This window comes from Arthrobacter sp. QXT-31 (assembly GCF_001969265.1).
Classification (GTDB): domain Bacteria; phylum Actinomycetota; class Actinomycetes; order Actinomycetales; family Micrococcaceae; genus Arthrobacter.
Window position 1 is genome coordinate 1,956,947 of sequence record NZ_CP019304.1, and the last position, 19,743, is coordinate 1,976,689.

The following is a 19,743-nucleotide window of genomic DNA, read 5'->3' on the forward strand; positions in this document are numbered from 1 at the left end:
AGGGGCCCACGCCCTAACGACGGCGGCAGGCGCGGTTCTCTGGGAACCGCATCTGCCGCCGTCGTTCTTTAGAGTGAGATCCGTAACGTGCCGTCGTCTGCCAGCTTGCCTCGCTGCTACCACCGGGTAGTCTGATGACCAATGTTCACGCTGACTATCAATCAAACAGACAGCCGGCGCGACGGCGACCGGGTCCCGGAGCTCCTCAAGGACCTGCGGCATATCCCGGCGCGGCTGGACTTTGACCGTTCCGTCGAGGACGAGGTGCAGGGCATCGTGGATTGCCCGCACCAGGCGGTGGATGCCGCCCTGATCGCGCTCCGCTGCGGAAGCTGGTACGTGGGGATCGGTGTGGGCCCGGTGAATGAGCCACTGCCGAACCAGATCAAGGACGCCAGCGGGCACGGCCTGGTCTACGCCCGCCGCGCCGTGGACCGCCTCCGCAACAGCAAAGAACGCATCCCTGTGGCCGTCGAGGGTCCCCTGGCGGAGGTGGCGGCCGAGTCCGAATCCGTGCTCCGCCTGCTGGGCCACATTGTCCGGGACAGGAGCGAGGCCGAGTGGCGCGTGCTTGACCTGATGACCCCGGGGGTGCGCGGCCAGCAGAAGACCGTGGCGGCCGAGCTCGGCATTACCTCCCAGGCTGTCAGCAAAGCTGTGGCGAGGTCGCAGTGGAACGAGGAGCACGCAGCCCGGCCGGCGGCGGCCAGGCTCCTCTCGCTGATCCTCGACGTGCGGTGATTCCCGACGTCCTTTGATTCCAGGGGTGCGGTAGCGCCGCGCCTTACAGGAGTCCGCGCAGTACGTGGGCGGCGCCGTCGTCGTAAACCGACTTGGTGACCTCGTCCGCGACGGCCACCACTTCCTCCGGCGCCTGTCCCATGGCCACCCCGCGGCCCGCCCAGGCGAGCATTTCGATGTCGTTGCGGCCGTCGCCGATGGCAACCGTAGCGGCAGGATCAATGCCGAGGCGGCTGCGAAGCGTCTCCAGAGCGCTGGCCTTGGTGACGCCGGCAGCAGCGATGTCCAGCCACGCAGTCCAGCCCACTGAGTAAGTCACACCGGCAAGGCCGATGTGCTCGATGGCTTCGTTGAACTCCTCCGGCGTGTTCTCCGCGCTGAAGACCACGACGCGGACGGCAGTGGCCTCGAGCATGGTCTGGAAGTCCACGCCGATGGCCTCGACACCGAAGCTTGCATCCTGGAAACGCTCGGTGGAGAGGAAGTTGCCGTCCTCATCCTCCAGCGCATACTTCGCTGCCGGCAGGCGCTTGCGGAGGGCACGGAGCGCCGGGCCGGGATCGAAGGTGGCCTTGTGGATGATGTCGTAGCCGTCAGGCAGCTGGGGATCCAGCCGCAGTGTCACACCGCCGTTGCAGCAGACGGCGTAGCCACGGTCCAGGCCGATCTGTTCAATGATGGGAAGCATGGCGTTGAGGGAACGCCCGGTGGCGATCATCACCTCGTGCCCGGCCGCGACCACGGCCTGCGCTGCTTCACGGACGGCGGGAGACATGTGGCCGTCGTGGTCGACGAGCGTGCCGTCCACGTCCAGGGCGATCATGAGTTTCTGTTGTGCTTCTCGCTGGTCTTCGATGCCAGCGGCTGATGATTCAGTCAGTGTAGTCATGCTTCCTAGTAGAGCAGATGACCCTGACACCAGCTAGGACGCAGAGCACAGCAGCGCATGAACAGCCGGTAAATACCCACAGGTTGTCCCCGGTGTGGGTATTTACCGGCCATGCGGAATGGGTTTAGAGAACCGGGAGGACCTGGAGCCCGCCGAGGTATTTCTGCAGGGCTGCGGGCACGTTGACCGAGCCGTCGGCGTTCTGGTGGTGCTCCAGGAGGGCCACGATCCAGCGCGTGGTTGCCAGCGTGCCATTGAGGGTGGCCACGGTTCGGGTGCCCTTAGGGCTGCCGTCCTCGGTAAACACCCGCTCACGGATGTTGAGCCGGCGTGCCTGGAAGGTGGTGCAGTTGGACGTGGAGGTCAGCTCGCGGTATGCACCCTGCGTGGGAACCCAGGCTTCGCAGTCGAACTTGCGGGCGGCGGACATGCCGAGGTCACCCGCGGCGGTGTCGATCACGCGGTACGGGAGCTCGCACTTGGCCAGCATCTGCTCTTCCCAGGCCAGCAGGCGCTCATGTTCGGCTGCGGCGTCTTCCACCGTGGTGTAGATAAACATCTCCACCTTGTTGAACTGGTGGACCCGGATGATCCCGCGGGTGTCCTTGCCGTGCGAACCGGCCTCGCGGCGGTAGCAGGAGCTCTGGCCGGCGTAGCGGATGGGGCCGGCGGAAAGGTCCATGATCTCATCGGCGTGGTACCCGGCCAGCGGCACCTCCGAGGTGCCCACAAGGTAAAGATCGTCTTCGGCGAGACGGTAGATCTCGGCGTCGTGCTTCACATCGAAGCCTGTGCCCTGCATGGTCTCGGGCCGGACCAGCGTGGGGGTGATCATGGGGATGAAGCCAGCCTCGATGGCCTGGTCCATGGCCATCTGGAGCAAGGCCATTTCCAGCCGGGCACCCACGCCGCGGAGGAAGTAGAAGCGCGCACCGGAGACCTTGGCGCCGCGCTCCATGTCAATTGCGCCGATCAGCTCGCCGATCTCGAGGTGGTCCCGGGGCTCGAAGTCCGGGAATTCGCGCGGCGCGCCCACCGTCTTGAGCACGACGTAGTCATCCTCGCCGCCTGCCGGGACGCCCTCTTCAATGAGGTTGGGAATGGTGCGCAGCAGTTCTTCCTGCTTGGCCTGGGCGGCATCGGCCTCAGCCGAGGCAGCCTTCACCGCACCCGCCAGTTCGCGGACCTCCGCGAGCAGCGCCTGCTTTTCCTCACCCTTGGCCTGCGCCACCTTCTTGCCGAACGCGTTCTGTTCGGCGCGGAGGTTTTCGAAGCTGATCAGTGCCGTGCGGCGCGCGGCGTCGGCGTCGATGATCGCGTCCACCAGGGTTTCATCCACACCGCGGGCGCGCTGGCTGGCGCGGAACTTGTCCGGGTTTTCGCTGAGGTCTTTTACGTCGATCACCAGACAAGGGTATCTAATCTGCGGGACACTCCGGGCGGGATAGTGTTGGAGCACCATGAGCGACCTGCTTCTTTACGTCCTGATCGCTGTAGCACTGGCTTTCGCCGTCTCCAGCTGGTGGGGCGTGCGCAAGCTGAAGGCCCTGCACATCCGCAGCGCCGTGCGGGAAGAGGCCCACGAACACGGGCTGGAAAAGCAGCGCGTCGCGGTCATCCTCAACCCCATCAAAGCCAAGGCCGATGAAGCGCGCGCCACCATCCAGCGTGCCTGCCTGGCCGCCGGCTGGGAGGAGCCCCGGTTCTTCGAAACGACGCCGGAGGATCCGGGCCATTCGCAGGTCCGGGCGGCGCTGGAGTATGGAGCCGACGTCGTTCTGGTGGGCGGCGGCGACGGCACAGTGCGCGTGGCGGCCGAGGCCCTGGCCCACACTGGGGTGGCGATGGGACTGATCCCCCTGGGCACCGGCAACCTGCTGGCCCGCAACGTGGACCTGGACGTCTACGATCTGTACGGCAACATCCAGACCGCGCTCTTTGGCCGCCAGCGCTTCATCGATACAGCCCGGATGGAGATCGAGAACTCGCTGACCGGCCATTCCTCAAGCCACTCGTTCCTGGTCATCGCAGGCATCGGCATGGACGCCGAGGTGGTGGGTGACACGAACGACGACCTCAAGCGCGCCGTCGGCTGGCTCGCCTACACGGAGGCGGGAGTCCGCCACCTTCCCGGGCGCAGGAAAAAAGTCGCTATCTCCCTTGATGACCAGCCGGACCAGTCCAGGAAGATCCGTAGTGTCCTGTTTGCCAACTGCGGCCTGGTTCCGGGCGGCATCGACTTCATCCCGCAGGCCATGATCGACGACGGGATGCTGGACGTGGTGGTCATGAGCCCCCGCAGCGCCGTTGGCTGGCTGGCGATGTACGCCAAGATCGTCTTCAAGCACAAGCGGCACCTTCCCGTCATGAGCGTGTACCGCTCGGGCAAGGTGGTCATCAAGTGCCCCGAACCCATGCCTACGCAACTCGACGGCGACACGTCGGGGGCCGCCACAAAGGTGACGGTGCAGGTGGAGCCCAGATCGCTGCTGGTCCGGGTCAGGGAGGAAACTGCGCGGGCCTAGGCTGTCTTCGCGGAGCCGGCGTGTTTGGCTGACTCGGCTGCGGCTTTGGCGGCTGCCCGGGCTTCGGACTGTTCGCGGATCATGGCCTGTTCCTCTTCGAAGCGCAGGCGGTCAGCGCGGTCGGCCTCGTCCCCGTCCCAGTCCTGGTTCTCCGCTGTTGGCTTGGGATTGACGATCATTCCCTGACCGTCATTGCTGTTTTTGTCCGACATGACCCGCTCCTTTCGTTGGGGCCATCCCTTTGTTGATCAGGCAAGCATACGCACCGCAACAGGGGCAGGGAAGTGCCCCGAGGGGCATTTATCTACGCTGACGGCGAAGCTTGGATCGGGGTTCCCGAGTCCACAGATTCTCCGGCGAGTATCCCGTCGACCCATGCATGCGCTGCCTGGAATGCCTCATCGGACGTGTGGGCCGGCACCACGGGAGCCTGCGCATCTGCACGGCGGTAGGACCCCAGGAAGCGAGTGGCCGGGCTGATGCGGTGCAGGCCGGCGAGGGCGTCGGCGACCCGCGCATCGCCCACATGGCCGTCTGCATCGATGCTGAAGAAGTAGTGCCCCAGGTACTGCCCTGTGGGCCGGGATTCGATGCGGCTCAGGTTGACGCCGCGCGTGGCGAACTGGTCCAGGATTTCCATTAGGGCGCCCGGCCGGTCCTCGGGCAGCGGCACCACCACGGTTGTCTTGTCGGCGCCGGTTCGGGCAGGCAGGGCTCCCGGGCGGCTGACCAGGATGAAACGGGTCACGGCGCCGGGGTTGTCGCCGATGTTCTCGGCCAGCACGTGGAGTCCGGGCTGCTCGACGGCGACTATCGGCGCGCAGATGGCGGCGTCGTAGTGGGCGTCATCCTCCAGCAGGCCCATCGCGGCGGCAGCCGTCGAGGATCCGGGAATGTATTCTGCTCCGGGAATATGAGCATCCACCCACAGGCGGCACTGCGCCCAGGCATGCCCGTGGGTGGAGATCCGGCGGATCCCGGACAGCTCAACGCCCGGCCGCGCCACCAGCACGAAGCTGATGGGCACCAGGGCCTCGCGGATGATCCGCAGTTCCTGTCCGGTGGCGATGGCGTCCAGGGTCGCCGTTACCCCGCCTTCCACGGAATTCTCAATGGGCACCATGGCAGCGTCCACCGACCCGTCCCGGACCCTGTCCAGCGCCGCGTTGACGTTGGAGGACGGGATGCGCACGGCTTCCGCCGCATCCGGCACCTGCATCAGCGCCGCCTCCGTGAAGGTGCCCTCGGGGCCGAGGAAGGTGTAGGTGCGGCGGGCGGCGGGCATGGATATTCCTTACGGGTACGGAGTGCGGGCTCAGGCAGCCGGACGGCCTGAAAGAGGCGGAGCTGCCTAATGAACGGAGCCGCCTAACGAACGGGACGGCTCAGAGAACTACGGGTTTGAGGCCGTTGTCGGATACCAGCGGTTTGCCGGATTCCAGCCACTGGTCCATGCCGCCGGCCACGTTTACTGCCGAATAGCCCTGGCCCACCAGCCACTGCGCCGCACGGAAGGAGCGGCCGCCGGTCCGGCAGATGACATACAGGTCCTCGTCCGGGTCGAGGTCGTCCAGGCGTCCCGGCAACTGGTCCAGCGGGATGTGCACGGCGCCCTCGGCGTGGCCCGCCGCCCATTCGTAGTCCTCCCGTACGTCCAGGATGGTGGCGTCCGCGGGGACGTCCTTCACGGTGACGGTGTCGAAGTCGCTCATGGGAGTCCTCTCCTTGCTGCAAGCTCTCTGATCTCAAGCTCTCAACTCCAGCGTATCGCCAGCGCAGCGCCCCGCACCCTCCGGCCGGCACAGGTTACGCTGGTCCGAAGCCCGCGAACCGCTCGAAATGGAGCACAGCAAAGGAGCACAGTGTCCGCCCCACCGAGCCTGGCTGACATCCACCGCCTGCCGGCCGTCCAGCTGCAGGCAGCGCTGCGTTCCGGAGAACTCTCCGCCCGTGAGGTCACGGCCCATTTCCTGGCGCGGATCGAGGAATCAAACCCGAGGCTGGGCGCCTTCATCACCGTTACCGGGCCGCGGGCCATGGCCGAGGCAGCGGCGGCCGATGCCCTGTTCGCACGGCCTCACCGCGGCCGGCCCCTGCCGCCGCTGCACGGGATGCCCGTCGCTTTCAAGGACCTCACCGATGTTGCCGGCGTGGTCACCACGCACGGCAGCGCAGCGCTGGAACGGCGTCCAGCGCCAACTGATGGCGCCCTCGCTGCGGCTCTCCGGAACGCGGGGGCCATCTCCCTCGGCAAAACGCAGGTTCCCGAATTCGGGCTGACGGCGTACAGCGAAAACCGCATTGCACCGCCGTCGCGCAATCCGCACGCCCTGAGCAGGAGCTCCGGCGGTTCGTCCGGCGGCAGCGCCGCTGCCGTCGCTGCAGGTCTGGTGCCGTTCGCACCCGGGACCGACGGCGGCGGGTCGATCCGGATTCCGGCGGCGGCATGCGGCCTGCTGGGACTGAAGCCCGGCAGGGGAATAGTCCCGGCGGGTGAGAGCAGCGGGGATCCCGCCGGCCTGGTGGTGGCCGGACCGCTGGCGCGCTCCGCGGCCGACGCCGCTCTGCTGCTGGACGTCCTGGCGCCCAACGGCACGGGAAATCCGGACGGCGTGGGCTACCTGGCCACCGTCGACCGGGCGCCTTCCCCGCTGCGAATCGGCGTCAGCCTGGACAGCCCTTGGGCTGGAATCTTCCCGTTCACCCCCGATCCCGAAGCAATGGACGCGCTGGACACCGGCATCCGGCTGCTCACGAGTGCGGGGCACGATGTGGTGGAGGCCGGGATCCGGTACGACAACCGTTACCCCGACGCGTTCACCACCGCCTGGACGGCAGGAGTGGGAGCGGCCCGGATCGCACCGCACCGGGAAGCCCTGCTGACGCCGCTGACACGCACCTTCCGGCGGCGGGCACAACAGCGCAGCGCCGCGAAACTCAACGAATGCCTCGCATTCCTGCGGCAGTTCGAACGTGACACGCTGGCGCAGTATTCAGCCTGGGACCTGATCCTGACGCCGGCCCTGGCCCAGACGCCGCGCCCGGTGGGCTGGTTTACGGGGTCGGGCCATGGGGACGGCCGGTGGCCGGCGTCGGAATGGGCAGGCGATGCCGACGGCGACTACCGCAGGCAGTGCGAATTCGCACCGTGGTCATCGATGGTCAACGTATGCGGCCTGCCGGCGGTCAGCATTCCCGTGCACTGGACCGGGGGCAGACCGGGAACAGGGCTGCCGATGGGCATCCAGCTGATTGGCCGGCCCGGTTCCGAGTCGCTGCTTCTGCAGGTGGCGGCCCAGCTGGGGTTTTAGTCGGGGGTGCAGCCAGTCAGACCGTGCTGGACGTGCTGGCGACACTCGCCAGGATGGTGAGCCCCACGATCGCGAGAACGGTCAGGGCCAGTCCGATATACCCCATCACCAGGCCGGCGATGGCGAAGCCACGGCCCGACGGTTCGCGCCGCAGCGCCAGGTGCCCCAGGATCACGGCGGCCAGCTGCGGCAGGACGAGGACCCCGAAGCCCAGGTACACGGCGATGCCGCAGCACAGGCTGGCGATGCTCAGGCCCTTGGGCTGGGGTGTAGCTCCGTAATAGGACGGCTGGCCGTAGGGGCTGGAATACTGCTGGCCGTATTGCTGGCCGTACTGGTAGCCGTACTGCTGGCCATAGGGACTGGCCTGCTGCGCAGGGTTGTACAGTGGCGGGGCCGGCATGTCCGGGCCCTGGGTGTTGTACGGCGGTTTCTGGCGGGTGTCCGGCGCCGGCTCGTCACCGGATCCGGGGCGCTGCTCGGTCATGGAAATCCCCTCATGTGGTCCTCAACAGAACCTTACCGCCGCCACCGGACAATGCTCCTCCTCATTTGGGGGCTCCTGCTCACTTGGGGAGCAGCTCCCACAACAGCCACAGGGGCGGCGCCAGCAATGCCGCAGAAACGAGCCCGGCGACGAGTGACCTCCCCACCACGTGCGTTACCGTGCCCGGACGGCGGTCCTGGCCGTACAGGTAGTGCGGTGGAGCGGGACGTCTCTTGGCCGGGCGCCGGAGGCGGCCATCAGTACCGGGGTGGCCTGTGGGGCCGGCTGCGCCCAGGCGCGCTGTGCCCGCTCCGCCGCCATTTCCGCCCGCGGCGCCGCGCAAGCCGGGATTCCGGGCCAGGCCCGTGTCCGGTACCTGCGGACGGGTAAGAAGTTGCCCGAGCTGGGCGTAGAGCTTCAAGACCGACGGCGCATCAAGCACGTCGGGCAGGTCGGTCACGGCCGCAGTGACGCAGTCGATCCCCCGCACCTCGATGCCTGAACCGGTGGTGCCCTGCAGTTCCGGCTGGGCAGTCAGGCAGATCAGTGACCGGACCAGCCTCCGCCGCTGTGCCGGCAGGACCGCGGCAACCGCGGCCGCCTGCGCCAGCGCCGCCTCCACCGCCGGGAACCGGTCATGACCGTTCTGCCGCAGCGCGCCATCCACGACGTCCACGCGGCCGGACCAGTTTTTGGCGTTGACCACCACTACCCCGCCGGGGCCCACCAGGACATGTTCCAGCCGGGCGAGCGGGCGGCCCGGCCAGTGGACATCATGCAGGAGGAACCAGCCGTAGGCGCCCAACCGGGCAAGCCGTTCGGCCACGAGGTGGTTCACCTGCTCCATGTGAACAGGGCCAGCATGAACAGGGCCGCTTCCAATCGGGTCTGCGCCGCCGGGGCAGCCACCGCCATGGGCACCCGATTCATTAGAGCCGAGGTCGCGCTTCAGCCGCGCGATCCGTTCGGAGGCGAGCCTCGTCCGTTCGAATGCTGCATCTCCAGCCCCCATTGTTCACCTCTGCCTTGCTTGCTCGTATAACACTTGCTCTCGTCCAACAAATGACCGGGCCAATTCACCCAAGCCAAAATCAGCCATCGCCAAATCAGCCGGGCGTAAACGTCCCGCCCTGAAAGACCGGACAAATTTACCGGTCCAAAGGGGCCGAATTTCCCGCCACCGGGTGGCTGGCGTCCTGCCGTTTGAACGTAACAGCCGCCTCAGGGGCGGGTATATAAGTACTTTTCCGGCACTACTCAGTTTTTTGTTCCGGATAAATGCAAGTAGTCCGCAAAAATCGGTGACATTCTGCGTCACAGGGGCCGGATTCCGGACACTTAATGTTGCCCTTCGCCGACGTCTGGCATGCTGGTGCCATGGCTAGCCGAGCGGGCACAGTTGCCCAACCCCAAGACCTTGTCGACCTGACCGCACTGCTCGACGCGTACTACGACGTCAAGCCTGACCTGGGGGATCCCGGGCAGCGCGTGGCGTTCGGAACCTCCGGGCACCGCGGATCAAGCCTGAAGGCGTCCTTCAATGAGGGGCACATCCTGGCGATCACGCAGGCGATCGTGGAATACCGTGCAGGACAGGGCATCACCGGCCCGCTGTTCCTGGCCAAGGACACCCACGGTCTGAGTGAACCGGCGCAGAACTCCGCCCTTGAGGTGCTGGCTGCGAACGGCGTGAATGTCCTCATCGATGCGCGGCACGGCTACACCCCCACCCCGGCACTGAGCCACGCCATCCTCACCTACAACCGCAACGCCCCGTCCGGCGCCCCGCAGGCTGACGGCATCGTTGTTACTCCGAGCCACAACCCGCCGGCGGACGGCGGTTTCAAGTACAACCCTCCGCACGGCGGACCGGCCGACACCGACGCGACGGGCTGGATCGCCAACCGTGCCAACGAACTGCTGGAGAACGGGCTCCGCGGCGTGAAGCGGATTCCGCTGGCCCAGGCGCTTGAGGCCGAAACCACCGGAAAGTTCGATTTCCTGAGCAGCTATGTGGACGACCTGCCCTCCGTCCTGAACCTCGACGCCATCCGCGATGCCGGGGTCCGGATCGGAGCCGACCCCATGGGCGGTGCGTCCGTGGACTACTGGGGCGAGATCGGCGAACGCCACCAGCTCAACCTCACAGTGGTCAACCCCACGGTGGACCCGCAGTGGGCATTCATGACCCTGGACTGGGACGAGAAGATCCGGATGGACTGCTCTTCCCCGTCGGCCATGGCCTCGCTGATCAACAGGATGGCTGTTGGTGCGGATGGGTCCACTCCCTTCGACGTCGCCACCGGTAACGACGCGGACGCCGACCGGCACGGCATTGTCACACCCGATGGCGGCCTGATGAACCCCAACCACTACCTCGCGGTGGCCATCGACTACCTGTACCGCAACCGCAGCGGCTGGAACCCGAACTCCGTCGTGGGCAAGACCCTCGTGTCCTCCTCGATCATCGACCGCGTGGCGGACGGCCTGGGCCGCAAGCTCGTGGAGGTGCCCGTGGGCTTCAAGTGGTTCGTCCCGGGCCTGCTCTCCGGCGAAGGCGCGTTCGGCGGCGAGGAATCGGCCGGTGCCTCGTTCAACAAGCGGGACGGCAGCGTCTGGACCACGGACAAGGACGGCATCCTGCTGGCTCTGCTGGCCTCGGAGATCACGGCCGTCACCGGCAAGTCGCCGTCGCAGCTCTACAAGGGCCTGACCGACCAGTTCGGTGCTCCGGTTTACGCACGCATTGACGCCGCCGCCACCCGGGACCAGAAGGCCGCCCTCGGCAAGCTGTCCCCGGAGGACGTCACCGCCACTGAGCTGGCCGGCGAGACGATCACGGCCAAGCTGACCAAGGCACCGGGCAACGGCGCCTCCATCGGTGGCCTGAAGGTGGTCACCGAGAACGCGTGGTTCGCGGCCCGCCCCTCCGGCACCGAGGATGTCTACAAGATCTACGCGGAGTCCTTCAAGGGCGCCGACCACCTCAAGCAGGTCCAGGCCGAAGCCAAGGCCCTGGTGGACGGGGTCATTTCCTAGGCCTGTCAGGGAACCCGCCAGCAACCGGAAAGCGCCGGATGGCATCAGCCATCCGGCGCTTTCTTCATCTGCCGTCCAGGCGCGTACTTCATGCGCATCCTGCGGAATATGGACCGGCGCAACAGGTCCAAACAGGACTAATATTGGAAGTGGCCCGGATGCATGCCTTGCAGTTCTGAACTGCAGAAATACTGTCCAGAATGCCTCCGGAATGTCCCCCATATTGCCGGAGGCATTCCGTGTCCGGGCCGGGTATCCAGGCCGGGGAAACTAGACCGTGCGGACCACGTCGTCGTAGGCGAACTTGGGCTTCGCCTCACCCCAGGCCTCGGGGCCGGGCTGGCCGATGTTCACCACCAGGAAGCTCTTCTGGTCGCCTGCCGGGAAGAATTCGGCGTCGATGGCGGAGAAGTCAGCGCCGGTCATCGGGCCTGCGGCGAAGCCGAGCGAGCGCACGGCCAGGATGAAGTAGCCGGCCTGCAGGTGGGCGTTGTTGTTGCCCGTGGACGTGGCCAGGTCAGGGGAGGCGTCGTACATGGCCTTGGGGGCGTTGTAGCCGGGGAGGAAGTTGTCCCACTGCTCCTGCCATGCGGTGTCGTAGCTGAGGATCGCGACCAGGGGCGCGGAGGCCGTCTTGGCCCGGTTGCCCGAGGACAGCGTGGCCACGAGCTTGGCGCGGGCCTCCTCCGAGCGCACATAGGTGACGCGCAGCGGCTGGGAGTTGAAGGCGGTGGGGCCGAACTTGGTCAGTTCATAGATGGCGCGGGCCTGCTGCTCGCTGACCTCGCCGGTGAAGGCGTTGGCGGTGCGGGCTTCGGCAAAGATGGCGTCAACGGCGGCGGAATCAATCACTGCTTCTTCATGGGCGATGGTCATTCGCGCCCCTTTCGCTAGGCCGGCACCGGGTATGCGGCGCCGGGCAATCGTGTTTGCTTTCGTTGGGTTCAACCGGATCCCGGGACGTGCTCTTCCCGGAACAGCCGGATTGCCGACGTGACGTTTAACACATGCCGGCGTTCTTCCCCTTTCACGAAAGGCTGCCGGCGGCGGGCCCTCTCGCGCCCGCGTCCGGCGGGGTATTCTTGCTCGTGAAGATCCAGCCCGGCGAGCGGGCACACTCCCCCTCCGAAAGGCCCCGCCAATGAGCATGCTCGGAATCAAATGGAAGCTGCACGGCAACGGCAAGGCCGTACGCCCGGGCGAGGTGGTTGCTCCCGGCGAACGGCTCACATGGCCGCTGACCATCGGCGTGGGGATGCAGCACGTTGTGGCCATGTTCGGCGCCACCTTCCTGGTGCCGATCATCACCGGAATGCCGCCGGCCACCACCCTCTTCTTCTCCGGCATCGGCACGCTGCTGTTCCTCGTGATCACCCAGGGCCGCGTTCCCAGCTACCTTGGCTCGAGCTTTGCGTTCATCGCGCCCATCATGGCGTCCCAGCAGCAGTTCGGCATCCCGGGGGCGCTGGGCGGAGTCGTGCTCGCCGGCGCCGGGCTCGCCGTGATCGGCGCGATCGTGCAGAAGTTCGGGGCCGACTGGATCAACCGGCTGATGCCGCCCATTGTCACCGGCGCCATCGTGGCCCTGATCGGGCTCAACCTTGCACCGGCCGCCAAGAACAACTTCGACGCCGCCCCCGTAACGGCGTTGGTCACGCTGGTCACCATCATCGTGGTGAGCGTCCTCTTCCGCGGGATCCTCGGCCGGCTCAGTATCCTGGTCGGCGTCGTGGTGGGTTACCTCGTGGCCATGGTCCGGGGCGAGGTGAACTACGCCAAGATGGACGCCGCCGCCTGGGTGGGGCTCCCCCACTTCCAGACCCCCGAATTCCACCTCGGCGTGGTTGGCCTGTTCGTCCCCGTGGTGCTGGTCCTCGTGGCAGAGAACATCGGTCACGTGAAGTCTGTTTCCGCCATGACGGGCCAGAACCTGGATGGGGTCTCTGGCCGCGCCCTGATGGCCGATGGCGCCGCCACGGTGCTGGCCGGTTTCGGCGGCGGTTCGGGCACCACCACGTATGCGGAAAACATCGGCGTCATGGCGGCCACCAAGGTCTACTCCACGGCCGCCTACTGGGTGGCCGGCACTTTCGCCATCCTGCTGAGCTTCTCGCCGAAGTTCGGCGAGCTGATCGCCACCGTGCCGCCGGGTGTGCTGGGCGGCGCCGCCACCATGCTGTACGGCATGATCGGCATCCTCGGCGTCAAGATCTGGGTCCAGAACAAGGTCAACTTTTCGAACCCCGTCAACCTGACCACGGCCGCGGTCTCCCTGATCATCGGCATCGCTGACTACACCTGGACGGTCGGGGACCTGAAGTTCACGGGCATCGCCCTCGGGTCAGCCGCTGCCCTGGTGATCTACCACGGCATGAAGGCCATCGCTAAGGCGCGGGGCACCGCCGCCGAGCCCGAGACGGAGCAGCAGGGCCTGCCACCCGCCGCCAAGGCCGCCTTGAACGCCGCAGCGAAGAGGCACCCCAAGAAGCGCTAGCTGCTTCCCGGGGTGCCTCCGAGGCGTCCCGCTGCGTTTATCCGGCGTCGAACGTTTCGTCCTCGTCGTTGGGTGACTTCTCCTTCGGCAGGTCGTTCCCGCTGCCGTCCGGAATGCCCGCAGCCTCCTGGCCCGGCTCCGAGGAGAACTGCCCGGCGCTGGATTCGTCGGCGTTGCCCGCGTCGATTTCGGCGTCCGCCGACGGCACGGCGGTATCCCCGTCCTCGGCGCCCGCTCCGGGCGAAGCGTCGGGGTCACGCGGCAGCGGCGATTCACCGGGGACCGGGTCAAAGCCCGCCACGGAGCTCTCACCCTCGGCGTGCAGTTGGTCGTCGGTTCCGCCAAAACGTCCGGCCCCGGGTTCACCCGAGCTGTCCTGGTCCTCCTCGGCGAAGTGGCTGAGGTTCGGGGTGCCGGTCTGGAAGGTCTCACCCTCGGGGCTGTTCTGGTTCAGGCCCGCGGCGTCGAAGTCCTCTTCCTCGCGGGGCTGGGCAAACTGCTGGCCGCCTGCTTCCTGTTCCGCGGTGGGGGTGCCGTAGCCTCCTACTTCCTCTTCAGGGGCTGCATGCTGGTTGTCCTGGCTCATCTGTTCCTCCTGTTTGGTGGGGAATTGCTTGGCTGGGAATTACTGGGCACTGCGGAAAACTCAAAGGCCCTTGCCGCCGGTGACGGGAACCACCGCGCCGGAGATGTACGAGCCGGCATTGGATGCCAGCAGGACGTAGGCGGGTGCGAGCTCGGCGGGCTGGCCGGCGCGCTGCAGCGGCGTGTCCTGGCCGAACTTGGGCAGCTTGTCCGGCCATTCGGTGGCGGGGATGAGCGGCGTCCAGATCGGCCCGGGCGCCACCGCGTTGACGCGGATCCCCTCGGGCCCGAGTTCCTGGGCGAGGGCTTTGGTAAAGGCCACCTGGGCCGCCTTGGTCATGGCGTAGTCAATGAGCCCGGGGGACGGATTGAAGGCCTGGATGGAGGCCGTGGTGATGATCGAGGCACCCGCTTTCAGGTGCGGCACCGCTGCCCGAGCGGTCCACAGCAGCGAGTACAGGTTGGTCTTGAAGACCCGGTCGAACTCCTCCGTGGGCAGCGACTCAAGGCTGTCCCGGTTCTTCTGGTACGCGGCGTTCAGAACCACCACATCGAGCCGGCCAAACTCGGCAACGGCATCCTGCACGATGGCCGTGCTGAAGTCCTCGTTCCTGCCGTCACCGGCGAGGAGCAGTGCCCGGCGGCCGGCCTTGCGGATCCATTCGGCGGTGTCCTGCGCGTCGGCTTCCTCCTCGGGAAGGTAGGAAATGGCGACGTCGGCCCCCTCCCGTGCGAAGGCGATCGCCACTGCCTTGCCGATGCCGGAGTCGCCGCCCGTGATGAGGGCGGCTTTGCCTTCCAGCGCGCCGCTTCCCTCGTAGCTCAGTTCACCATGGTCCGGTTGCGGATCCATGGGCGAGGTCAGGCCGGGCTGCTTCTGTTCCTGCTTGGGGAAGGGTCCCGAATGGTACGTCCCCCGGGGATCGCCGGGCTGGTGAGGCTGCTTCGCTTGGTCGCTCATCGTCCACCTACTCACATCGGTCGGGCAGTACGGTCGGGCTGCTGTCTGCGCGTCATCCATGCCCGCAGTTCTTCGAACCTAACGCAGATTTGAGGGGCAAGTCCACCACTTGGTAAAAAACTAATCAGCAAACTTAGTATTTGTTGAATTAGGGCCAACTTGAGCCTAGGTTTGGAGCACAGTGCCCGCCGAAGGGCCAGACAAAGGAGGGCTAATGAGCGATCCGGACTCCACGGCTGGCAGCGGCAGGAACGAGACACGAGAGGAACAGTTGGACCGCAACTGGATGGAACTGATCCAGGAACTGCGGGTCCTGCAGACCGGCGTCCAGATCCTCGCAGGCTTCCTGCTGACACTCCCGTTCCAGCAGCGGTTTGAGACCCTCGATGACTACCAGGAGACGCTCTACCTCGTTAATGTGGCCCTCGCTGCACTTACGACGGCGTTCATCCTCCTGCCGGTCAGCGTCCACCGCAGGCTGTTCCGCAAGCGCCTCAAGGAAACCCTCGTGACCAGCGCGGACAACATCGCCAAAATCGCCCTGGGCGGAGTGGCGGCACTCAGCGTCGGGACGGCGTCCCTGGTGTTCGATGTAACGGCAGGACGCACGGTGGGGCTGGTGGCCGGCGGCATACTCCTCGCCGTGCTGGCCATCCTCCTGGCCTATGTCCCCGTTTACCTGCACCGGAAGGCCGAGCATCAGGGAGACTGAGCGGTCAGGCCCCTTCGAGCACCTGGCGCGTGGCCCACGTGAGGTATTTGCCGGCGTCGGAGATGGCTTCCTGCGTACTGGGCGCGACGTCCAGCAGCTGCGCCGCGGCCACCACGCCGTGTTCGGCCAGTTCCTCCGGCGTGACCAGGATCCGCCCCGCCACCGCGACGACGGGAATGCCGCGTTCCCGGGCCGCCTCGGCTAGCGCGATCGGCGCCTTTCCGGTGAGCGACTGGGAATCCATGGACCCTTCGCCGGTGATCACCAGGTCGGCGTCGGCGAGCCGCTCCGCCAGCCCGGTCAGCCCGGCCACCAGCGCGAAGCCGCCTTCCAGCGTGGCTTGGGTGAAGGCAAGGAACGACGCCGGGAAGCCGCCGGCCGCGCCGGCGCCCGGGACGTTGACGTCCCGGCCCGTCAGCTCCCGGAGGAGGGAAGCCCAGTTGCGCAGGCCGGCGTCGAGCTTCTCGACCGCGTCGTCGTCGGCGCCCTTCTGGCGGCCAAAGACGTGGGCGGCACCGGTGGTGCCGTAGAGCGGGCTCTGCACGTCGCAGGCGATCCGGAACTTGACGGCCGAGAGCCGCGGATCCAGTTCGGAAATGTCGAGGGAAACGACGTCGGCCAGTGAGCCGCCGCCCAGCGGCACCACGTTCCCGGCAGCGTCAAGCGGCTTGAGGCCCAGCGCGCGCAGGGCGCCGCTGCCGGCGTCGGTCATGGCCGAACCGCCGACACCCAGCACGATCTCCGTCGCGCCTGCATCAAGCGCGGCCGCGATAAGCTGCCCGCAGCCGTAGCTGTGCGCCCGCAGGGAGTTCTCCGGCGTGGGCTCCATGTGGGCCAGGCCCGAAGCCTGAGCGGTCTCGATGACGGCGGTGCTGCCGGCGTCGTCCTTCCGGAACGCCCAGGCGGCACCTATCGGGGCAAGGATGGGACCAACCACGGCGTTGATCCGCTCCTCGTAGCCTGCTGCAACGGCCGCCTCAAGGGTGCCCTCACCGCCGTCGGCCACCGGAAACTGGGTGGTGACGGCGTCGGGATAGACCCGGAGTGCACCCTCGGCGATGGCGGCGGCGGCTTCGACGGCGGTGAGTGATCCCTTGAACTTGTCAGGGGCGATGAGGATACGCATGCCCCTATCCTGCCATCAGGAGCCCGCAAGGCCTTTGCCGGGCGCGTAATGCGAGTCACACAAGCAGCGGGTCACCTGCCCTGCACCTCCTGGCGCGCATACGTCTCCAGCAGGGCTGCCGCCCCTTCCCCGGATCCGCCTTCTTCGGACAGTGCTGAACGCAGGTCCTCCAGCTTTTCCGCCCCCGCCGGGAACGGCGGCAGGAGCGGCACGTCCGGATCGGTGAGGACCTCGATCACGGCAGGGCGTTCCGCGGCGAGCGCCCTGTCCCAGGCGCCGGCCAGCTGCTCCGGGGAATCCACGCGGATGCCGGTCAACCCCAGTAGCTCAGCGTATCCGGCATACGGGAAGTCCGGGATTTCCTGGCTGGCGGGGAACCTCGGCTCGGACTCGTTTTCCCGCTGCTCCCACGTGACCTCCGCGAGATCGCGGTTGTTGAACACGCACACCACGAAGCGCGGATCCGCCCACTGCCGCCAGCGGTGTGCCACGGTGACCAGCTCGGCAATACCCGCCATCTGCATGGCACCGTCACCGGCCAGGGCCACGACGGGCCGGTCCGGTGAGGCGAGCTTGGCCGCGAGCCCGTACGGGACGGAACAGCCCATGCTGGCGAGCGTCCCCGAAAGGTGCGCCGGAACTCCGGGCGGAAGGACCAGCTGGCGGGCATACCAGTAAACGCAGCTTCCGACGTCGACACTCACCTGCGCGTTGCCCGGAAGCCGGCCGCTGAGCTCCCGGACCACCAGCTCCGGGTTCACAGGGCTGGCCGGAACACGGGAGCGCTCCTCGGACAGGGAGCGCCAGCTGCGGACCTGTTCCTCCCCCTCCGCCCGCCACTGCTTGCGGGCTTCGGTCCACGGCTGTCCGGCCGGCTGCGCGTCGGCGTCCTTGAGCAGGTCCGCCAGCCGGCCAAGGGTTTGGGCGGCGTCACCCACCAGACCCACTTCAATGGGGTACCGGTTGCCGACTTTGCGCCCGTCGATGTCCACCTGGACGGCGCGCGCAGCGCCGGGTTTCGGGTAGAACTCGGTCCAGGGGTCGTTGGAGCCGATGATCAGGAGGGTGTCGCAGTTCCCCATCAGGTGGGCACTGGCGGTGGACCCGAGGTGCCCCATGGTGCCCGCCGCGAACGGCAGCGTCTCATCCATGTACGGCTTCCCCAGGAGGCTGGTGGTGATGCCTGCGTCCAGCTGCTCCGCCAGGGCCAGCACCTCGGCCTGGGCGTTCTTCGCACCCTGCCCCACCAGGAACGCCACCTTGCTGCCGGCCCGCAGCACCTCTGCTGCCCTGCCCAGGTCGTCCTCATGGGGCAGCACCCGGGCCGGCTGCCATTCCGGGGCGGTGACCACGATGCCGTGCTTCTGTTCGAGCTCCGGGGCCGGGGCGCTCTGGATGTCATGCGGCACGATCACCACGCACGGAGTCCGGGTTTCGAGGGCCGTGCGGAACGCACGGTCCAGCACCATGGGCAGCTGCTCGGGCGTGCTGACCATCTGGGCGAACTGCGCCGCCACATCCTTGAAGAGTGTGAGCAGGTCGATTTCCTGCATGTAGGCCGACCCCAGCACAGTGCGGCTCTGCTGGCCGATGATGGCCACCACCGGGACGCTGTCCAGCTTGGCGTCGTAGAGCCCGTTGAGGAGATGGACGGCGCCGGGGCCCTGGGTGGACGTCACCACGCCCACCTGGCCCGTGTACTTGGCGTGGCCCACTGCCATGAAGGCCGCCGTCTCCTCGTGCCGGGCCTGTACGAACTCGACGCCGGTAGACTCCACGCCGGCGCTACTAAACCCGGTGCCGCTACTGCCCTCGGTGCCGTTACCGCCCTCGGCGCTGCGGCGGAGCGCTCCCATAAAGCCGTTGATGCCGTCCCCGCTGTAGCCGAAGACCCTGTTGACGCCCCAGGCCTTGAGGCGCTCCACCATTACATCGGCAACCAGCCGGTCAGCCATTACACACTCCTCCTGATCGTCGTCCTGTCCTGGCAGTCGTCCTGCTTATTCGTCGTGCCCCTGGTCCCCGCTCATCTGGTCTTCGGCGGGCGGCGTCTCCCCAGGCGGCACTCCCCCGCCTGGTTCAAGGCCGGTGACGTTGCCGTTCAAGGGGTCAGGGTTGGGTGTGGCGGCTGAATCCCCACGCTCACCCTTGCCGGCTTCGCCTGTCTTGGCGGCGTCCCGGTCCGGGTTAGCGGGGTCATTTTCGGGATGGTAAGTGCTCATGGTCGCGGGTCCTCCTTGGCTCTGGCCGCCGGTCTTGGCGGCGGACTTCACTGACGGACTCATGCTGCCGGAGTGGGTAACTCTGGACCAGTCCGGCAACACTGGACTAATTGTAAGCATGCTGATAATTCTGGAACAGTCAGATGCCGCAGAGTCCGGCCCGGCCGGAACGTATCGAAGGAGCAAACTGATGGGAATCGGCGACAGCATTGGCAAAGCAGCTGAAAACGCGATGGAGGACCTGGCACGGACGTCCGAGCCGACCGACGACGCCCATGTGCCCGAACCTGGCTCAAAGGACGACGACATCCAGGTCCATTCCTCCATCAGCGAAGGTTCCAACGCCAGGGACGGCGATGCCGGCCCGCGGGCGGGCGTCCACACGACCTACACACCGCAGGGCCCGGGCACCGAGGCGAGCGGCGGCCAAGGCACATCCGGCGCTTATGGCACGGAAGAATCAGCAGGCACGGATGAGTCAGCAGGAACCGCGGCATCCGGTGGCATAGGCGCGGCGGGCACGGACGCGCCGGACGCAGCCCGCGGGGTCCCCGGGCCGGCGGGGCTTCCCGATCCGGACCCGGAGGAGCTGCGCGCCGATCCTTCCGAGGGGGACCAGGACCCCGGCACCGGACTGGGCCGGGGCTAACC

General features: G+C 67.1%; 20 protein-coding genes. 7 read left to right on the top strand and 13 right to left on the bottom strand.

The features are described 5' to 3' along the window. Positions 1-141 precede the first annotated feature (141 nt). Positions 142-741: a hypothetical protein gene (locus BWQ92_RS08870; protein ID WP_076799191.1), complete on the top strand. Its 600-nt coding sequence runs from the start codon at positions 142-144 to the stop codon at positions 739-741. A 43-nt stretch (positions 742-784) separates the two neighbouring features. Here BWQ92_RS08870 and BWQ92_RS08875 read toward each other — a convergent pair whose 3' ends face one another. Together BWQ92_RS08875 and serS are read right to left on the bottom strand one after the other, a co-directional pair. Then, positions 785-1,630, bottom strand: a complete 846-nt coding sequence (locus BWQ92_RS08875) for an HAD family hydrolase (RefSeq protein WP_076799192.1) — start codon at positions 1,628-1,630, stop codon at positions 785-787. A 124-nt stretch (positions 1,631-1,754) separates the two neighbouring features. Then, positions 1,755-3,035 carry a serine--tRNA ligase gene (gene serS / locus BWQ92_RS08880; protein WP_076799193.1) on the bottom strand — a complete coding sequence of 427 codons (1,281 nt, stop codon included), beginning with the start codon at positions 3,033-3,035 and terminating at the stop codon, positions 1,755-1,757. Between the two features lie 55 nt (positions 3,036-3,090). On the opposite strand from serS, the gene BWQ92_RS08885 reads away from it, so the two are divergent. Continuing rightward, positions 3,091-4,155, top strand: a complete 1,065-nt coding sequence (locus BWQ92_RS08885) for a diacylglycerol/lipid kinase family protein (protein WP_076799194.1) — start codon at positions 3,091-3,093, stop codon at positions 4,153-4,155. On the opposite strand, the gene BWQ92_RS08890 is transcribed toward BWQ92_RS08885, so the two are convergent. The 3 genes from BWQ92_RS08890 to BWQ92_RS08900 all read right to left on the bottom strand — a co-directional run bounded on the left by BWQ92_RS08890 (position 4,152) and on the right by BWQ92_RS08900 (position 5,867). Then, entirely contained in the window at positions 4,152-4,367 is a 216-nt protein-coding gene (locus tag BWQ92_RS08890) for a hypothetical protein (protein ID WP_076799195.1), read from the bottom strand. The two genes, BWQ92_RS08885 and BWQ92_RS08890, sit on opposite strands and share 4 nt — an antisense overlap. A gap of 92 nt (positions 4,368-4,459) precedes the next feature. Next, the gene (gene pheA / locus BWQ92_RS08895; RefSeq protein ID WP_076799196.1) at positions 4,460-5,440 is read right to left on the bottom strand and encodes a prephenate dehydratase; all 981 of its coding nucleotides are present in this window, start codon (positions 5,438-5,440) and stop codon (positions 4,460-4,462) included. 100 nt (positions 5,441-5,540) lie between these two features. Further along, positions 5,541-5,867 carry a rhodanese-like domain-containing protein gene (locus tag BWQ92_RS08900; protein WP_076799197.1) on the bottom strand — a complete coding sequence of 109 codons (327 nt, stop codon included), beginning with the start codon at positions 5,865-5,867 and terminating at the stop codon, positions 5,541-5,543. Between the two features lie 168 nt (positions 5,868-6,035). Here BWQ92_RS08900 and BWQ92_RS08905 point away from each other — a divergent pair, with 168 nt between their 5' ends. After that, the gene (locus BWQ92_RS08905; RefSeq protein WP_076803612.1) at positions 6,036-7,466 is read left to right on the top strand and encodes an amidase; all 1,431 of its coding nucleotides are present in this window, start codon (positions 6,036-6,038) and stop codon (positions 7,464-7,466) included. A 16-nt stretch (positions 7,467-7,482) separates the two neighbouring features. Here the strand turns inward: BWQ92_RS08905 and BWQ92_RS08910 are convergent, their stop codons facing one another. Further along, positions 7,483-7,953 (bottom strand): DUF4190 domain-containing protein, encoded by a 471-nt coding sequence (locus BWQ92_RS08910; protein WP_076799198.1) that lies wholly within the window; start codon positions 7,951-7,953, stop codon positions 7,483-7,485. Positions 7,954-8,032: 79 nt separating this feature from the next. Then, the gene (locus BWQ92_RS08915) at positions 8,033-8,965 is read right to left on the bottom strand and encodes an NERD domain-containing protein (protein WP_076799199.1); all 933 of its coding nucleotides are present in this window, start codon (positions 8,963-8,965) and stop codon (positions 8,033-8,035) included. A gap of 365 nt (positions 8,966-9,330) precedes the next feature. Here BWQ92_RS08915 and pgm point away from each other — a divergent pair, with 365 nt between their 5' ends. Then, the gene (gene pgm, locus BWQ92_RS08920; RefSeq protein WP_076803613.1) at positions 9,331-10,992 is read left to right on the top strand and encodes a phosphoglucomutase (alpha-D-glucose-1,6-bisphosphate-dependent); all 1,662 of its coding nucleotides are present in this window, start codon (positions 9,331-9,333) and stop codon (positions 10,990-10,992) included. Positions 10,993-11,262: 270 nt separating this feature from the next. Here pgm and BWQ92_RS08925 read toward each other — a convergent pair whose 3' ends face one another. Beyond that, a complete protein-coding gene (locus BWQ92_RS08925) occupies positions 11,263-11,868 on the bottom strand; it encodes a malonic semialdehyde reductase (RefSeq protein ID WP_076799200.1) in 606 nt (201 codons plus the stop codon). Positions 11,869-12,133: 265 nt separating this feature from the next. On the opposite strand from BWQ92_RS08925, the gene BWQ92_RS08930 reads away from it, so the two are divergent. After that, positions 12,134-13,486: a uracil-xanthine permease family protein gene (locus BWQ92_RS08930; RefSeq protein ID WP_076799201.1), complete on the top strand. Its 1,353-nt coding sequence runs from the start codon at positions 12,134-12,136 to the stop codon at positions 13,484-13,486. A gap of 37 nt (positions 13,487-13,523) precedes the next feature. On the opposite strand, the gene BWQ92_RS08935 is transcribed toward BWQ92_RS08930, so the two are convergent. Further along, a complete protein-coding gene (locus BWQ92_RS08935; RefSeq protein ID WP_076799202.1) occupies positions 13,524-14,072 on the bottom strand; it encodes a hypothetical protein in 549 nt (182 codons plus the stop codon). Between the two features lie 60 nt (positions 14,073-14,132). Next, on the bottom strand, positions 14,133-15,032 hold the full coding sequence (locus tag BWQ92_RS08940) for an SDR family oxidoreductase (protein ID WP_076799203.1): 900 nt from the start codon (positions 15,030-15,032) through the stop codon (positions 14,133-14,135). 214 nt (positions 15,033-15,246) lie between these two features. Between BWQ92_RS08940 and BWQ92_RS08945 the strand changes: the two genes are divergently transcribed. Continuing rightward, positions 15,247-15,744, top strand: a complete 498-nt coding sequence (locus BWQ92_RS08945; protein ID WP_076799204.1) for a DUF6328 family protein — start codon at positions 15,247-15,249, stop codon at positions 15,742-15,744. Positions 15,745-15,748: 4 nt separating this feature from the next. Here the strand turns inward: BWQ92_RS08945 and BWQ92_RS08950 are convergent, their stop codons facing one another. From BWQ92_RS08950 to BWQ92_RS08960, 3 genes are all read right to left on the bottom strand, one after another. Continuing rightward, positions 15,749-16,870: a glycerate kinase gene (locus BWQ92_RS08950; protein WP_076799205.1), complete on the bottom strand. Its 1,122-nt coding sequence runs from the start codon at positions 16,868-16,870 to the stop codon at positions 15,749-15,751. 71 nt (positions 16,871-16,941) lie between these two features. Next, positions 16,942-18,825, bottom strand: coding sequence for a thiamine pyrophosphate-requiring protein (locus tag BWQ92_RS08955; RefSeq protein ID WP_076799206.1), 1,884 nt, complete (start codon positions 18,823-18,825; stop codon positions 16,942-16,944). Positions 18,826-18,870: 45 nt separating this feature from the next. Then, the gene (locus BWQ92_RS08960; protein WP_076803614.1) at positions 18,871-19,092 is read right to left on the bottom strand and encodes a DUF6480 family protein; all 222 of its coding nucleotides are present in this window, start codon (positions 19,090-19,092) and stop codon (positions 18,871-18,873) included. A gap of 190 nt (positions 19,093-19,282) precedes the next feature. On the opposite strand from BWQ92_RS08960, the gene BWQ92_RS24230 reads away from it, so the two are divergent. Next, positions 19,283-19,741, top strand: a complete 459-nt coding sequence (locus tag BWQ92_RS24230; RefSeq protein ID WP_076799207.1) for a hypothetical protein — start codon at positions 19,283-19,285, stop codon at positions 19,739-19,741. Positions 19,742-19,743: the final 2 nt, after the last annotated feature.

Coding starts and splice junctions, on each gene's coding strand:
- BWQ92_RS08930 (WP_076799201.1), top strand. CDS start 12,134: ATGAGCATGCTCGGAATCAAATGGAAGCTGCACGGCAACGGCAAGGCC.
- BWQ92_RS08900 (WP_076799197.1), bottom strand. CDS start 5,867: ATGAGCGACTTCGACACCGTCACCGTGAAGGACGTCCCCGCGGACGCC.
- BWQ92_RS08915 (WP_076799199.1), bottom strand. CDS start 8,965: ATGGGGGCTGGAGATGCAGCATTCGAACGGACGAGGCTCGCCTCCGAA.
- BWQ92_RS08955 (WP_076799206.1), bottom strand. CDS start 18,825: ATGGCTGACCGGCTGGTTGCCGATGTAATGGTGGAGCGCCTCAAGGCC.
- BWQ92_RS08910 (WP_076799198.1), bottom strand. CDS start 7,953: ATGACCGAGCAGCGCCCCGGATCCGGTGACGAGCCGGCGCCGGACACC.
- pgm (WP_076803613.1), top strand. CDS start 9,331: ATGGCTAGCCGAGCGGGCACAGTTGCCCAACCCCAAGACCTTGTCGAC.
- BWQ92_RS08945 (WP_076799204.1), top strand. CDS start 15,247: ATGAGCGATCCGGACTCCACGGCTGGCAGCGGCAGGAACGAGACACGA.
- BWQ92_RS08925 (WP_076799200.1), bottom strand. CDS start 11,868: ATGACCATCGCCCATGAAGAAGCAGTGATTGATTCCGCCGCCGTTGAC.
- BWQ92_RS08950 (WP_076799205.1), bottom strand. CDS start 16,870: ATGCGTATCCTCATCGCCCCTGACAAGTTCAAGGGATCACTCACCGCC.
- BWQ92_RS08935 (WP_076799202.1), bottom strand. CDS start 14,072: ATGAGCCAGGACAACCAGCATGCAGCCCCTGAAGAGGAAGTAGGAGGC.
- BWQ92_RS08885 (WP_076799194.1), top strand. CDS start 3,091: ATGAGCGACCTGCTTCTTTACGTCCTGATCGCTGTAGCACTGGCTTTC.
- BWQ92_RS08875 (WP_076799192.1), bottom strand. CDS start 1,630: ATGACTACACTGACTGAATCATCAGCCGCTGGCATCGAAGACCAGCGA.
- BWQ92_RS08870 (WP_076799191.1), top strand. CDS start 142: ATGTTCACGCTGACTATCAATCAAACAGACAGCCGGCGCGACGGCGAC.
- BWQ92_RS08890 (WP_076799195.1), bottom strand. CDS start 4,367: ATGTCGGACAAAAACAGCAATGACGGTCAGGGAATGATCGTCAATCCC.
- BWQ92_RS08940 (WP_076799203.1), bottom strand. CDS start 15,032: ATGAGCGACCAAGCGAAGCAGCCTCACCAGCCCGGCGATCCCCGGGGG.
- pheA (WP_076799196.1), bottom strand. CDS start 5,440: ATGCCCGCCGCCCGCCGCACCTACACCTTCCTCGGCCCCGAGGGCACC.
- BWQ92_RS08960 (WP_076803614.1), bottom strand. CDS start 19,092: ATGAGCACTTACCATCCCGAAAATGACCCCGCTAACCCGGACCGGGAC.
- BWQ92_RS24230 (WP_076799207.1), top strand. CDS start 19,283: ATGGGAATCGGCGACAGCATTGGCAAAGCAGCTGAAAACGCGATGGAG.